The 13,976-nt window shown below is 70.5% G+C and carries 8 protein-coding genes; 2 read left to right on the forward strand and 6 right to left on the reverse strand.

Going from position 1 to position 13,976, the window contains the following annotated elements:
* Window positions 1–49 precede the first annotated feature (49 nt).
* Genes ASC93_RS16325 through ASC93_RS16350 form a run of 6 tightly spaced genes read right to left on the reverse strand, consistent with a single transcriptional unit; the run spans window position 50 to window position 7,150 of the window.
* Entirely contained in the window at window positions 50–1,837 is a 1,788-nt protein-coding gene (locus tag ASC93_RS16325; RefSeq protein ID WP_056444257.1) for an MFS transporter, read from the reverse strand.
* A 22-nt stretch (window positions 1,838–1,859) separates the two neighbouring features.
* Window positions 1,860–2,945, reverse strand: a complete 1,086-nt coding sequence (locus ASC93_RS16330) for an N-acetylglucosamine-6-phosphate deacetylase (RefSeq protein WP_056444260.1) — start codon at window positions 2,943–2,945, stop codon at window positions 1,860–1,862.
* Between the two features lie 3 nt (window positions 2,946–2,948).
* Complete coding sequence (locus ASC93_RS16335; protein ID WP_267874950.1) at window positions 2,949–3,803, reverse strand: DeoR family transcriptional regulator; 855 nt, start codon at window positions 3,801–3,803, stop codon at window positions 2,949–2,951.
* A complete protein-coding gene (locus tag ASC93_RS16340; protein ID WP_056444265.1) occupies window positions 3,752–5,077 on the reverse strand; it encodes a D-tagatose-bisphosphate aldolase, class II, non-catalytic subunit in 1,326 nt (441 codons plus the stop codon). The genes ASC93_RS16335 and ASC93_RS16340 overlap by 52 nt, the downstream gene beginning before the upstream one ends.
* Window positions 5,074–6,030 (reverse strand): ROK family protein, encoded by a 957-nt coding sequence (locus ASC93_RS16345; protein ID WP_056444268.1) that lies wholly within the window; start codon window positions 6,028–6,030, stop codon window positions 5,074–5,076. Before ASC93_RS16345 ends, ASC93_RS16340 begins: the two co-directional genes overlap by 4 nt.
* Window positions 6,014–7,150, reverse strand: coding sequence for an SIS domain-containing protein (locus tag ASC93_RS16350; protein WP_056444271.1), 1,137 nt, complete (start codon window positions 7,148–7,150; stop codon window positions 6,014–6,016). Before ASC93_RS16350 ends, ASC93_RS16345 begins: the two co-directional genes overlap by 17 nt.
* Before the next feature lie 326 nt (window positions 7,151–7,476).
* Here ASC93_RS16350 and ASC93_RS16355 point away from each other — a divergent pair, with 326 nt between their 5' ends.
* Both ASC93_RS16355 and ASC93_RS16360 read left to right on the forward strand, forming a co-directional pair.
* Entirely contained in the window at window positions 7,477–10,812 is a 3,336-nt protein-coding gene (locus ASC93_RS16355; RefSeq protein WP_082548096.1) for a TIM-barrel domain-containing protein, read from the forward strand.
* Between the two features lie 99 nt (window positions 10,813–10,911).
* A complete protein-coding gene (locus ASC93_RS16360; RefSeq protein ID WP_056444274.1) occupies window positions 10,912–13,935 on the forward strand; it encodes a TonB-dependent receptor in 3,024 nt (1,007 codons plus the stop codon).
* Window positions 13,936–13,976 lie beyond the last annotated feature (41 nt).

Consider the following 13,976-nt stretch of genomic DNA (forward strand, 5'->3'; position numbering starts at 1 on the left):
ATGCGGTCCCCGCCTGCGCGGGGACGACGTGCCGGGCGCCGCCGGCCGCTCACTTGGTCGCCGGCCGCGCGAAATACGCTTCGATCTCTTCCAGCGTCTTGCCGCGGGTTTCGGGCAGCAGGAAGGCCGAGGCGAGGAAGTAGACGACGGAACAGGCGGCGCCGAAAAAGAAGATCGCGGAATAGCCGTGGCGCCCGACCGTCGGCAGGAACACGGCCGCGATGGCCGTCGACACGAACTGGTTGATCAGCAGCGCGATGCTCATGCCGTTCGAGCGGATCCGCGTGGGCATCAGCTCCGACAGCGCGAGCCACACGCACACGCCCGGTCCGACGGCGAAGCTGGCGACGAACACGCAGATCGCCAGCGCCACGAGCCAGCCGTGGGCCGGCGTCGGCAGCGGTCCGACCTGCGCCGTTTCGATCACGAGCGGACTGCCCGCGGCCAGCGCCGGATCGGGGAACGGATTCAGGTGGACGCGGCGGAACGCGGCGCCGAGCACGCTGTCCGCCTGGACGGTGTCGGCGCGTTGCGCGACCAGCGGCGGCAGCGCGGGATCGTCGCTGCGGATGGTCGCCACGTTCGTGAACGGGCCGTACGCGTACTCCACCGTCAGCACCTGCGGCGTGCCGGCCGGATCGGCGCCCAGCGCGCGCAGCGTGGGCGCGTCGAGGCGCAGGGACAGGCCGTCGTCGTGCGCGCGCTGCGTCACCTGCGCGAGCACGTCGCGCTGCTGCGTTTCGTTGGCGCGGAACAGCAGGCCGACCGCGAGCAGCGCGACCACGATGCCGGCCGTGCCCAGCATCAGCAGGAAGCGGCGTCCCTTGCGGTCGACGAGCAGCACGGCGACGATCGTCATCAGGGCGTTCAGCACTTTCAGCAGCACGTCCGCCAGGTTGGCGCTGGCGCCCGACAGCCCCGCGCGGTTCAGGATGTTGACGACATAGGCCAGCACGGAATTGATGCCGGTCGCCTGGTTGCAGGCGAGGATCAGGCAGGCCAGCAAAAACGGCAGCACGTAGCGGCGCGACAGCAGCGGCTCGGCGCTGCGCGCGGCCTGTGCCTGCGGACGCACGATCTCGTCCAGTTCGCGCGTGGCTTCGCGCGCATCAAGGGTGCGCAGCAGCACGGCGCGCGCGGCGTCGAGGCGGCCGCGCTGCGCGAGCCAGCGCGGCGATTCCGCCAGCAGCAGGCAGCCCAGCGTGAACACGACGCCTGGCGTGAGGCACATCCAGAAGATGCCGCGCCACGCATGGTCCTTCGCCGCGAGCACCGCGGCGGCGCGCGCCGCTTCCGGCAGCGCGGCGGCGGCGTCGGTCGCGGCCTGCACGCTGCGCGCCTGCACGAGGCCGATCACGGCGGCCGCCACGAGGCCCACCGTCAGCAGCAGCTGGAACAGGGCGGCGCCGCGTCCGCGCTTGCCCGCGTCCAGGCACTCGGCGAGGTAGAGCGGCACGATCACGCCGATGAGGCCTCCGCTGATACCCTGCAGCAGGCGCCCGCACAGCAGGGGAACGTAGCCGTCCGCGAGCGCGATCAGCGGGATGCTGGCGACGAACAGCGCGCCCGCGACGACCATGCCGCGCTTGCGCCCGATGAGGTCCGCCAGCGCGCCGGCGAACAGCGACGACAGCACGGAGCCGAGCAGCACGGCCGCCACCACGAAGCTGAGCTGCTGGGCGTTGAGCTTCCACGCCAGCGCGGCCGTCGATTCCAGGTAGGGCAGCGCGCCGGCGATGATGCCGACGTCGATGCCGTACAACAGCCCGCCCATGCCGGCGATGAACAGCAGGTAGCGGGTGGACCAGGCGGGGGATCGCGGGAAGGCTGCTGTCATGTCGTCTCCGGTTGGTGTTTTTTTATATGGCGATCGGTTCGCCCTCGACGTACACCGCGGTGGGGCGCAAGTCCGCGTCGAGCACGACGAGATCGGCCCAGGCACCCGGGGCGATGCGCCCCCGATCGGGCTCGCCGAGGTAATCGGCGGGATACTGCGACAGGCGGCGCGACGCGTCGGCCACGGACAGGTCGATGGCGACGAAGTTGCGCAGCGCCTGGTCCATCGTGAGGGCGCTGCCCGCCAGCGAGCCGCCGGCGAGGCGCACGCAGCCCAGGCATTTGTAGACGCGCTGGCTGCCGAGGGCATATTCGCCGTCGGGCATGCCGGTGGCCGCCGTCGCATCCGTCACGCCGTACAGTTTGGGGATGGCGCGCAGCGCGGCGTGGATCGCGCCCGGCGCCGCGTGTTCGAGGTCGGGAATGATTTCCGCGTATTCCGCATGGGCGAGGGCGGCGCCGGCGATGCCGGGCGCGCGGTGCGCGAAGCCGCTCATGCCGTTGAACAGGTGCGTGAAGCCGGCCGCGCCGGCGGCGAGGGCCGCCACGCCATCCTCGTACGTGCCGGCGCTGTGGCCCAGCTGCACGCGGATGCCCAGCGCCGCCAGTTGCGGAATCAGGTCGAGGTGGCCGGCGATCTCCGGCGCCAGCGTCAGCGCGCGCACCGGCGCCAGCCGATGCCAGGCGCGCACGAGCTCCAGGCTCGCGGGCAGCGTCTCCGGGGGCTGGGCGCCCAGCTTGTGCGGACTGATGAAGGGGCCCTCGAGGTGCACGCCCAGCATGCGCGCGGCGCCCGGCGGCCGCGCGGCGATGCCGGGCGCGAGGCCTTCCAGCGCGCGCCGGATGGCGGCCGGATGCGCCGTCATCGTCGTGCCCAGCATGCTCGTGGTGCCGTGGCGGGCGTGCGCCCGCGCCACCGTGACGCCCGCGGCTCCGCCCTGCATGATGTCGACGCCGGCCGCGCCGTGCACGTGCAGGTCGACGAAGCCGGGCAGGATCAGCGGGCCGTCCGCGGCCGCCGGGTCGGCGGCGATGGCATCGATGCGTTGGCCGAACGTCAGGGTGCCGGCGATCCAGCCGTCAGGGGTCAGGATGCGGCCGCCGAGCATGCGCTAATCCGCGATGAGGACTTCGACGCCGAGCTTTTGCAGCCCGTCGCGGTATTCGGGGCTGATGCCGGCGTCGGTGATGACGGTGTGGACGCGGTCCAGCTGCGCGATGCGGTGCAGGCTCACGCGGCCGAATTTCGAGGCGTCGGTGAGGACGACGATGCGCTTGGCCCGCTCGACCATCTTGCGGTTCAGGCTCGCCTCGGCCTCGTTGTGCGTCGTGACGCCGAATTGCAGGTCGAGGCCGTCGACGCCGAGGAACAGCTTGTCGAAGTTGTAGACCTGCAGGCAGGCCTCGGCCTGGCTGCCCTGGAACGACAGCGATTGCTTGCGCAGCAGGCCGCCCGTCAGGATCAGGTCCACGCCGGGCGAATCCGCCAGTTCCCATGCGATGTTGAGGCCATTCGTCGCCACCGTCACGTCCTGCGCGTCGCGCAGGTGGCGCGCGAGCGAGATCGTGGTGGTGCCGGAATCGATGACGATGTTGTCGCCCGGTTCGACGAGCGAGGCGGCGAACGCGCCGATGCGCTCCTTCTCTTCATGGTGCAGCGCATCCTTCTGGCGGATGCTCTGTTCCGGCGGCGGCGTGCGCACGAGGACCGCGCCGCCGTGGCTGCGCGTGACGAGGCCCTGGCCCTCCAGCGCCGACAGGTCGCTGCGGATGGTGACGGCGGACACGCCGAGCTGGTCGACCAGCTCGGTCACCTGGACCGAGCCCTGGCGGGCGAGCATTTGCAGGATCGTTTCGCGGCGTTGGCTGGTGTTTCGCATGGTCGCTTGGGGTTGTCGGTCTGAAAACGCCGAGCTTAACAGATCGCGGCGGCGCTGCCGACCGGTGCCGCCGTGTTCCGCGTACAGGCCCTCGCATACTGGGACAGCAGGCGGGCGATCTTGTGTTCGACGAGATCGCGCGGCGCGGCGGCGAGCCGTCCGGCCACGACGTCCGCATACTGTTCCGGCAGGTGCTGGCTGAGGAGCGGCAACGGGATCGCGACCGCTTCCAGGTTCGCGTACAGCGTTTCCAGCGCGGCGGCCACGGGCGGCTCGCCCCAGTAATAGCGGCACCGGTCGCTGAGGGCGTAGCGGCGCAGCAGGCGCTGTTCGTCGCTGCTGCCGCGGTAGTGCTTGCGCCAGTGGTCGGGCTTCGCCAGCATCGTGTCGTCCAGCACGCGCATCAGGTGCGATGCCTGGCTGGCCGGCAGCAGCTCGTCCTCGATCTGGCACAGCGCGAGCAGCGCCTCGCGCAGGGCGAACGTGGCGGCCGGGCCGACCTTGAGGATGGCGAAGTGGTCGCGCACCATGGCGTGCAGGGCCGCTTCGCGCTGGTAGTCGGTGGAATGCGCCTCGAACACGAGGCCCGGGTGGCCGGCGATGAACTCGGACAGCGCGGCGGCGCGGGCGGCGTCGTAGTGCTGGATGTGGCTCGTGTCGAAGTCGACGCCGGGCTGCACGACCATCGCGACGACGCGGCGCCATGCGGCGTGCAGGCCGGCTTTGATGAAAGCGCGGCAATGCACGTCCAGCGTGCGCCTGGCCGCGGCGGGCGACGTGGGGGCGCCGGCGTCTTCGAGGTCCGCCTCGCCGCCGGGCACCGGCACTTCCGTCCCGATCACGTACACGGGCGGGGCCAGCCCGGCCGCCTGCGCCGCATCCTCGGCCACGCGCGCCAGCCGTGCCGAGCGCCCGGCGACGATCGCGTCGGGCAGCACGGGCGGGTCGTCCGCGCAGCGCATGCTGCAGTCCAGGTGGATCTTGTGGAAGCCGGCGCCGGCATAGGCCGCGATCAGCGTCTCCGCATGGGCCATCGCGGCGGCTGCGTCGAGGCCTTGCCACGCATTCGGGCCGAGGTGGTCGCCGCCGAGCACGAGGCGCTCGGGCGGGAAGCCGAGTTCGCGCGCGAGGTCCAGCACGTAGTCGCGGTAGACGGCCGGCGTCATGCCCGTGTAGCCGCCGAACTGGTCGACCTGGTTCGACGTCGCTTCCACCAGCAGCACGCTGTCGTGCGCCAGCGCCACGCGCATGGCGGCGCGCAGCACGGCCGGGTGGCTGCAGCAGATGCTGGCGAGGCCGACGCGTTCGCCGCGCCGGTGCGCCTGGATCGCCTGCCGGATCGGAGAGGGTTGCGTGTTCATGGATGGGGAGTCGCGTCGAGTTGCTGGCGCAGCAGCAGGGCCGCGCCGCGGGCGCCGCCGGCGTCGCCGAAGCGCGGGGGCAGGATCGGCGGCGCCTGGATGCCGCGCAGCAGATGGCGCTGGACGGCGTCCGGCAGGCGCGCGTACAGGTGCGGCAGGTTCGACAGGCCGCCGCCCAGCACGATCGCGTGCGGGTCGAACGCGAGGACGACGTTCGCCAGCGCGTGGCCGAGCAGGTCGAGGTGCACGTCCAGCGTCCGCGCCGCGACGATGTCGCCCGCGTTCGCGCGTGCGGCCAGCGCGACCGGTTCGGCGCCGTCGCCGCCGAAGTGGCGGTGCAGCGCGGCCATGCCGGGGCCGGACACATAGCGTTCGGTGCAGCCGGCCTTGCCGCAAGGGCAGTCGAGCAGTGCGAGGCCGTGGCGGGCCAGCAGCGGCGCGGGCACGGACCAGTGGCCCCATTCGCCGGCGATGCCGTTCTGGCCGCGCACCAGCTTTCCGTCGGCGCAATAGCCGCCGCCGGCGCCCGTGCCGAGGATCGCGCCGAACATCGTCGGCAGGCCGTCCGCCGCGCCGCCGGCCGCCTCGCACAGCGCGAAGCACTGGCAATCGTTGCCGATTACGATGGGCCGGTCCAGCGTGTGCTGCAGCAGCTGGCGCGCCTGGCGGCCGTTCAGTGCCGGCACGTTGGTGCTGAGCTGGCGGCCGCTGAACGTGTCGGTGATGCCCGGCAGGCCGATGCCGGCCGGCGCGCGGGCGCCGAGCACCGCGTCGCCGCTCCGGACCAGCGTGTGGACGGCCTGGGAAAACGCGACGATGTCGTGGCCGGGCGTGGCGACGCGTTCGCGGTAGGCTTCGCGCATGGCGGAGTCGTACGACACGATCTCGATCTTGGTGCCGCCGATGTCGATGCCGTGGCAGCCGCGGTCGAGGCGATCAGGCGGCGTGGTCATGGATGGTCACTCCCTGGACGACGCGGTTCACGGTGCCGCCGGCGAACGGATTGTCCGGCCGCAGTCGCAGGCGGGCCGATTGTTGCAGCGCGTACTGCTGCGCCATCAGGAGCCACAGCGGCGCGAGCCACGCGTCCGACCACGCCGGCGTGTCGGCCCCGAAGTCGCCGTCCTGGCCGACCGTCAGCACGTCGGCGGCGATGCCGTCGCGGCGCAGTTCGGCGAGCAGGTCGTCGTCGTAGCGGCGCGCCAGCGCCTTGCTGCTGGCGAACAGGATGACCTGCGAATGTTCGTCGAGCACGGACTTGGGCCCGTGGCGGAAGCCCAGCGGCGACTCGGCCAATGCGAGGATCCGGCCGCCCGTCAGTTCCAGGATCTTGAGCGCCGCTTCCCGCGCCAGCGCTTCCAGCGGGCCGCTGCCGAGGTAGACGACGCGCTGCGCCGGGCGTTGCGCGAGGCGCGCCAGCGGGGCGGACCAGTCGGCGAGGGCGCGTTCGCCCAGTTGCGCGAGGCGCTCCAGGCGTACGGCGGCATCGTCGTGGCGCCCGAGCACGGACAAGGCGGCCAGCAGCATGCAGGTAAAGCTGCTGGTCATCGCGAAGCCGCGGTCGCAGCTTGCGGGTGGCATCAGCAGCACGCAGGCCGCGGGATCGCCGCCGGCCTGCGTCGCCAGGCTGCCGGCCGCGTTGCAGGTGATATGGAGGAAGCGCGCGCCAGGCACGACCTGGCGCACGAGGTTGACGGCGGCCAGGCTTTCCGGGCTGTCGCCGCTGCGCGCGAACGACACGAGCAGCGTCGGCGCGGCCGGATCTAGATACAGCTCGTGGTGGGTGAGCAGGCTGGTGGTGGCGAGGGCGCGCACGTCCGCCGCGCAGCGCGCATTCAGTTCGGCCGCGGCGATCTCGCCCACATACGCCGAGCTGCCGGCGCCCGTCAGGATCACGCGCTGGCGTGGATCGTCCAGGCAGGCGCCCAGGAAGTCCGCGACGCGCGTGCCTTCGGCGGCCAGCACGCCGGCGAGGGCGCGCCAGACCGCGGGCTGCTGGACGATCTCCTCCGCGGTGGCAAGGCCGCCGAGGTCGCGCCAGGATTGCGCATCGCGTTCGAGTAAGGTGGTCATCGTCGTGTTCGAAAGGTTCGGGTAGGGCAAGAGTAGAGAATATTTTTCGAAATGTCAAACACGAAAGCTAAAGCGAAAGATGCACCACGCAAAATCGATCCGAAACCAAGGTTTCGAACACATGGCAAACCTTGGTCGTCCGCTTTTCGTGTGGTTTTCGCTACACTTCGAAAGTTATCCTGGTCGAAATTTGTAGATACGAAAGATAAAACGCCTCCGGATCCAGCGCGGGACACTTCTTTTGCGCGTTTCGGCGGCTTTTTGTTGACCTTCCTTGTTTTTGTTTCTACAGTAAGTGAAACAAAAACGTAATTTCGACTGCCACCATGACAAAGAGACCTTTTCGTTTTCGCCCCGTCGTCGCCGCCCTGGCGCTGACATCCGCCTTCACCGCCATCCCCGCCGGCGCCGCGCCGCTGGGTAGTGTGCGGTCCATCGTCGCCGCCGCGGACGGCCACACGTGGGACATCGTGACGGACCGCGGCGCCCACGTGCAAATCAGCCTGCCGCGCGCGGACGTGCTGCATATCCAGGCCAGCCCCACGGCGCAGCTGACGGGGCCCGGCGACAAGGCCGCGCCCATCGTCGTCGGCACGCCGGACGATGCGAAGTACGCGCTCGAAGAGCACCCCGACCATATCACGGTGAAGACGGCGGCCCTGGCGCTGCGCATCGACCGCAAGCCGCTGCGCTTCACCTTGTACCGCGCGGGCGAGGCGGCGCCGCTGTGGCGCGAACTGCAGCCGCTCGACATCGCGCAGAAGCAGGCCGTCCAGGTGCTGTCGACGGATGCCGCCGAGCGCTTCTACGGCGGCGGCCAGCAGAACGGACGCTATGAATTCAAGGGCCGCGAACTGGCCGTGTCGTACTCGGGCGGCTGGGAAGAGGGCGACCGGCCGAACCCGGCGCCGTTCCTGCTCAGCTCCAAGGGATGGGCCATGCTGCGCAACACGTGGTCGGACGGCGACTACGACCTGCGCGGCGACGATCAGATCGCGCTGCAGCATGCGGAAGGCCGCTTCGATGCCTATTATTTCGTCGCGCCGGACATGCGCGGCGCACTGGCCGGCTACACGGCATGGACCGGCCGCGCGCGCCTGCTGCCGCGCTGGGCGCTGGAGTTCGGCGACGCCGACTGCTACAACGACGGCGACAACGCGAGGAAGCCGGGCACGGTGCCGCCGGGCTGGAGCGACGGCCCGACCGGGAAGACGCCGGACGTCGTCGCCAGCGTCGCCAAGCGCTACCGCGAGCACGACATGCCGGGCGGCTGGATCCTGCCGAACGACGGCTACGGCTGCGGCTACACCAATTTGCCCGAAACGGTGAAGGGCCTCGCGGGCTACGGCTTCCGCACCGGCCTGTGGACGGAAAACGGCGTCGACAAGATCGCGTGGGAAGTCGGCCAGGCCGGCACGCGCGTGCAAAAGCTGGACGTCGCGTGGACCGGCAAGGGCTACCAGTTCTCGCTCGATGCGAACAAGGCCGCGTACGATGGCATCCTGAAGAATTCCGACAGCCGGCCGTTCATCTGGACCGTGATGGGCTGGGCCGGCACGCAGCGCTACGCCGTCGCCTGGACGGGCGACCAGAGCGCCAGCTGGGACTACATCCGCTGGCACGTGCCGACCCTGATCGGCTCGGGCCTGTCCGGCCAGGCGTATGCGACGGGCGACGTCGACGCCATCTTCGGCGGCAGTCCGGAGACGTACACCCGCGACCTGCAGTGGAAGAGTTTCACGCCGGTGCTGATGGGGATGTCCGGCTGGTCGGCGGCGGAGCGCAAGCACCCGTGGTGGTTCGACGAGCCGTACCGCGCCATCAACCGCCGCTACCTGAAACTCAAGCTGCGCCTCACGCCCTATATGTACACCCTGGCGCGCGCGGCCGAGGACAGCGGGGCGCCGCTCGTGCGCGGCCTGATGTGGGACTACCCGCGCGATCCGGCCGCGTGGACCGAGAAGTATAAATACCAGTTCCTGCTGGGCCGCGACCTGCTGGTGGCGCCCGTGTACCGCAGCCAGGCGGCGAGCGGCGGCTGGCGCAAGGGCATCCACCTGCCGCAGGGCACGTGGTTGGACTACTGGGACGGCCACCAGGCCACGGCGAACGTGGACGGACGCGACCTCGACCTGAAGGTCACGCTCGACAAGCTGCCCGTGTTCGTGCGCGCCGGCGCCATCCTGCCCATGTATCCGGAAGTGCTGTACGACGGCCAGAAACCCAAGGACCGCGTGACGTTCGACGTCTATCCGCAGGCCGGCGAATCGGCCTTCACGTTGTATGAAGACGACGGCAACACGCGCCGCTACCAGCAGGGCGAATCGAGCCGCCAGACGATCCGCATGACGGCGGCCGGCCGCGACGCGACCGTCGACGTCGGCGCGGTGGACGGCACTTACGCCGGCCAGGAAGCGCGGCGGGGCTACAGCCTGCGCATGCTCGCCGCGCACGCGCCGGATGCCGTGCAGGCCGACGGCCGCGCGCTGCCGGCCCGCGCCAGCCGCGCCGCGCTGGACGCGAGCGATGAAGGCTGGTTCTTCGATGCGGCCGAGCGGCGCGGGACGCTGCACGTGAAGACCGCCGCGCGCGACATCCGCAAGCCGCTGGAGATCGCCGTGCGCGGCGCGCTTGCCATGCGCCCCGACGACGCCTTCCCGGCCGCGCCGGAAACGGGCCGCGCGATTCCGGCCGACGCCATCGTCGTCGTCAGCCGTCCGGCGGAAGAACCGGGCCAGGGCCTGGAACGCGCGTTCGACGGCAAGCCGGACACGTGGTTCCGCACGGTGCGCAGCCAGGCGGTACGCAGCGGTCCGCACGAATGGGTGCTGGGCTTCGCCGAGCGCCGCCTCGTGGACGGCATCGAGATCGCGCCGCGCAAAGACCAGCACTGGACGAGTGGCCAGGTGCGCGATTACGAAGTCTATGTCGGCGATACGAACGGCGACTGGGGCGCGCCGGTCGCGCGCGGCCGCCTGCAACTGGTACAAGGCACGCAGACCATCAACTTCCCGGCCGTGGCCGGGCGCCTGCTGCGCTTCCGCGTGCTGAGCGTGCACAACCCGGACGGCGATGGCGCCAGCGCGCTCGATCCGATGGTCACGGCGGCGCAGGGACCGGCACCGGCCAAGGCCTACGACGCGGCGCTGCCGGCCGACGTGCCGCCGATCGCGGTGTCCGAATTCCACGTGCTCGAACATCGCCGCGCCGACGGGCCCGAGCGGCAAGTCTATCTGTCCGACCTCGCGCTGGCGCAGTCCGCGGCGCGCGACAGGCCGGCCGCGGTCGGGGCGAATGCTGCACCGGAGATGCGCATGAACGGCCTGCGCTTTCGCAAGGGCGTCGGCGTCGGCCCGGCCAGCCGCATCGACCTGGCGCTCGGCGGCGATTGGGACCTGCTGCGCGCGGACCTCGGCGTCGACGACAGCTGCCGGGGCAGCGGCGGCCTGCAGTTCCAGGTCTGGAGCGGGTCGAAGCTGCTGTACGACAGCGGCCTGGTCTCGCCGCCCGCCGTCGTCAAGCCCGAGATCGACGTGCGCGGCCTGCGTGAACTGAGCCTGCGCACGCTGGGCGCACGCGGCGCGCATCCGGGCAAGGTCTGCGCCGACTGGGCCAATGCGCGCCTGACCGGTAGTCCGGGCGCGACCGTCACACCACGCTGAGCGCGCCGACCGCCACAGCACACCATCATTACAACGAGGAGCAGCAGCCCCTGTCCGGAACAGGGAGGGACTGCTGCATCCGCAAACAAGGAGACAAGCATGAACAGCAAGCGCTTCACACTGCGGCACGACGCCATCCGGCATGCCACGGCCATCCTGATCGCCCTGGCGGCGAGCGGCGGCCAGGCCTGGGCGCAGTCGAACGCCACCACGACGATCTTCGGCGAGGTGCGTGCGCCCGCCGGCGCGACCGTCGTCATCGAGAACCTGGCCACCGGCGTGCAGCGCACCGTGAGCCCGGACGCGTCCGGGCGCTATGCCGCCACGTCGATGCCGCCGGGCCGCTATGCCGTCAAGGTGCTGCGCGGCGGCGCCGTCGAGGCGAGCCGCGAAGTGGAAGCCGTCGTCGGTTCCGGCGTCGAGGCCAGCTTCGGCGCGGGCGGCATGCAGACCGTCGTCGTATCGGCGACGCGCTCGTACATCGACGTCTCCAACACGAACAACGGCGTCGTGTTCACGGCGAAGGAACTCAAGGCGCTGCCGGTGGCGAACGACGTGGCGTCCGTCGTGCAGCTGACGCCCGGCGTCAACCGCGGCACCAACAGCCAGTACGGCAACGCGCCGCAGATCTCCGGTTCCGGCCAGTCGGAGAACGCGTTCTACGTAAACGGCTTCCCCGTCACGAACATCCTCACGCAGGTGGGCGCGTCCGAGCTGCCGTTCGGCGCGATCGCCAACATGCAGGTGCTGTCCGGCGGCTACGGCGCCGAATTCGGGCGCTCGACGGGCGGCGTCATCAACGTCACGACGAAGAGCGGCGGGAACAGGTTCGAATTCGGCGGCAAGCTGCAATACCTGCCGGCCCGCCTGCGCGCGGCACCCGAGAACACCTACTATCCGCAGACGGGCGCCTATCCGGACACGGACGGCAAGCTCCTGTACTGGAACCGCGACAACACGACGCGCAGCCGCATCGCGGGCCTGTACGGCGGCGGCCCGCTCATCCGCAACAAGCTGTTCGCCTTCGTCGCACTGGAGCGCACCGTCACGGACGGCGAGGCGATCGCCGCCGCCAGCAGCGCCGGCACGACGTCGCCGACGGGCTGGAGCAGCTCGCACACGACGGTCAACCGCTACCTGGCCAAGCTCGATTACAACCTGACGGACGACCACCATTTCGAATACACGAAGCTGTACGACCGCACCGTCGGCCGCACCCAGGCCTATGGTTTCGACTATGCGACCCTGACCCGCAACGGCACGCCGCGCGGCGCGGGCCAGGAGACCATCAACTGCTGCGGCGCCGGTTCCGCGCCGGGCGCCAACGCCGACATCGTCAAGTACACGGGCTATCTGCGCGACGACCTGACGGTGACCGCGCTGTACGGCGATTCGCGCACCACCCACCGGCGCATCCCGGACGGCTACGACCCGGGCCTCGCGCAAACGTCGTCCACCGTGTCGACGCAGGTGCCGGGCCTCGTCTACAACAACCCGCAGACCGTCACGGGCAGCCTCGTCGACCCGGCATCGGAAGACCGCCAGAAAGGCCTGCGCCTGGACGTCGAGTACAAGTTGGGGAGTCACGCTCTGCGTGCCGGTATCGACCGCATCGAGGTCGAATCGCTCGTCGGGCAGACGCTCGCCGGCGGCTACCGCTGGACCTACCGCAAGGCCAGCGATCCGAACCGCGCCATCAACGGCGCGTCCGAGACGCCGGCCCAGGGCGGCGGCTATGGCGCGCAAGGCTATTACGTCAGCCGCGACGTCAACACCAACCTCGCGCGGCCGACGAGCGTGCAGTCGGCCCAATACCTGCAGGATCACTGGCAGGTGGCGCAGCGGGTACTGCTCGACCTCGGCCTGCGCCGCGAGCAGTTCACCAACTACACGACCAAGGGCGACGCGTTCATCGCGCAGCGCAATATGATCGCCCCGCGCGTCGGCGCCACGTGGGACGTCAAGGGCGACAGCTCGTTGAAGGTGTTCGCCAACGCGGGCCGCTACCACCTGCCGGTGCCGTCCAACCTGTCCAGCAACATGGCGAGTCCGCTGCTCTCGACCAGCCAGTTCTTCACCTACACGGGCGTCGATCCGGCCACGGGCGCGCCGACCGGCCTGCACCCGATCGGCAACGCGTACTCGGCGAACAACTTCTACGGCCAGGGCCGCGATGCGCGCGAGGTGACGGCCGTGGGCCTGAAGCCGCTGTCGCAGGACGAGTTCTCGCTGGGCTTCGAGACCGCGTTGGCGCGCCGGCTCGTCGCCGGCGGCAGCCTGCTGTACCGGCGCCTGAACGACACCAACGACGACACGTGCGACCAGCGCCCGATCGACGCGTGGGCCGCGCGCAACCACGTCGACGAGAGCCAGTGGGGCGGCTTCCAGTGCGCGATCATGAACCCGGGCCGCGACAACAGCCTGATGATCGACTTCAACGACGGCCATGGCCTGCGCCGCGTCGACATCACGGCGGCCGAGTGGGGCAATCCGCTGCCGGAGCGCACCTACAAGGCGCTGACCGTGTTCCTCGAACACCCGTTCAGCAACGGCTGGTACGGCAAGGTCACGTACACGCTGTCGGCGCTGAAGGGCAATATGGAAGGGCAGACGGACACCATCGGCGGCGGCGACGTGGCGCTCACCGTCAGCGACGACCACAAGGAACTGATGTACAACGCCTACGGCTACCTGCCGAGCGACCACCGGCACCAGATCAAGGCATACGGCTTCGCCCAGGTGCTGCCGGAGGTGACGGTGGGCGCCAACCTGGCGCTGGTCTCGGGCGCGCCGCGCAACTGCATCGGCGCGCTGCCCGACAACCTGCGTTTCGACGGCGACTACGGCGACGCCTACTTCTACTGCAACGGCCAGAGCGCGCCGCGCGGCAGCCAGGGCCGCCTGCCGTGGCAGATGCAGCTGGACCTGAACGCGGCCTGGAGCCCGGCGCGCGTGAAAGGGCTGACGTTCCGCGCCGACGTCTTCAACGTGCTCGATCGCCAGACCGTCAACCGCTACAACGAGACGCGCGAGGACGCAGGCGCGATAAACCGCTACTACCTGCAGGTGGCGAGCCGCGCGGCGCCGCGTTCCGTGCGCCTCACGGCCGAGTACAACTTCTGACCCCACCCCGCGGCCGCCATGCCGGCGGGCGAGCCGCGTCC

This window comes from Massilia sp. Root335, assembly GCF_001425685.1.
Taxonomy (GTDB): Bacteria; Pseudomonadota; Gammaproteobacteria; order Burkholderiales; family Burkholderiaceae_D; genus Telluria; species Telluria luteola.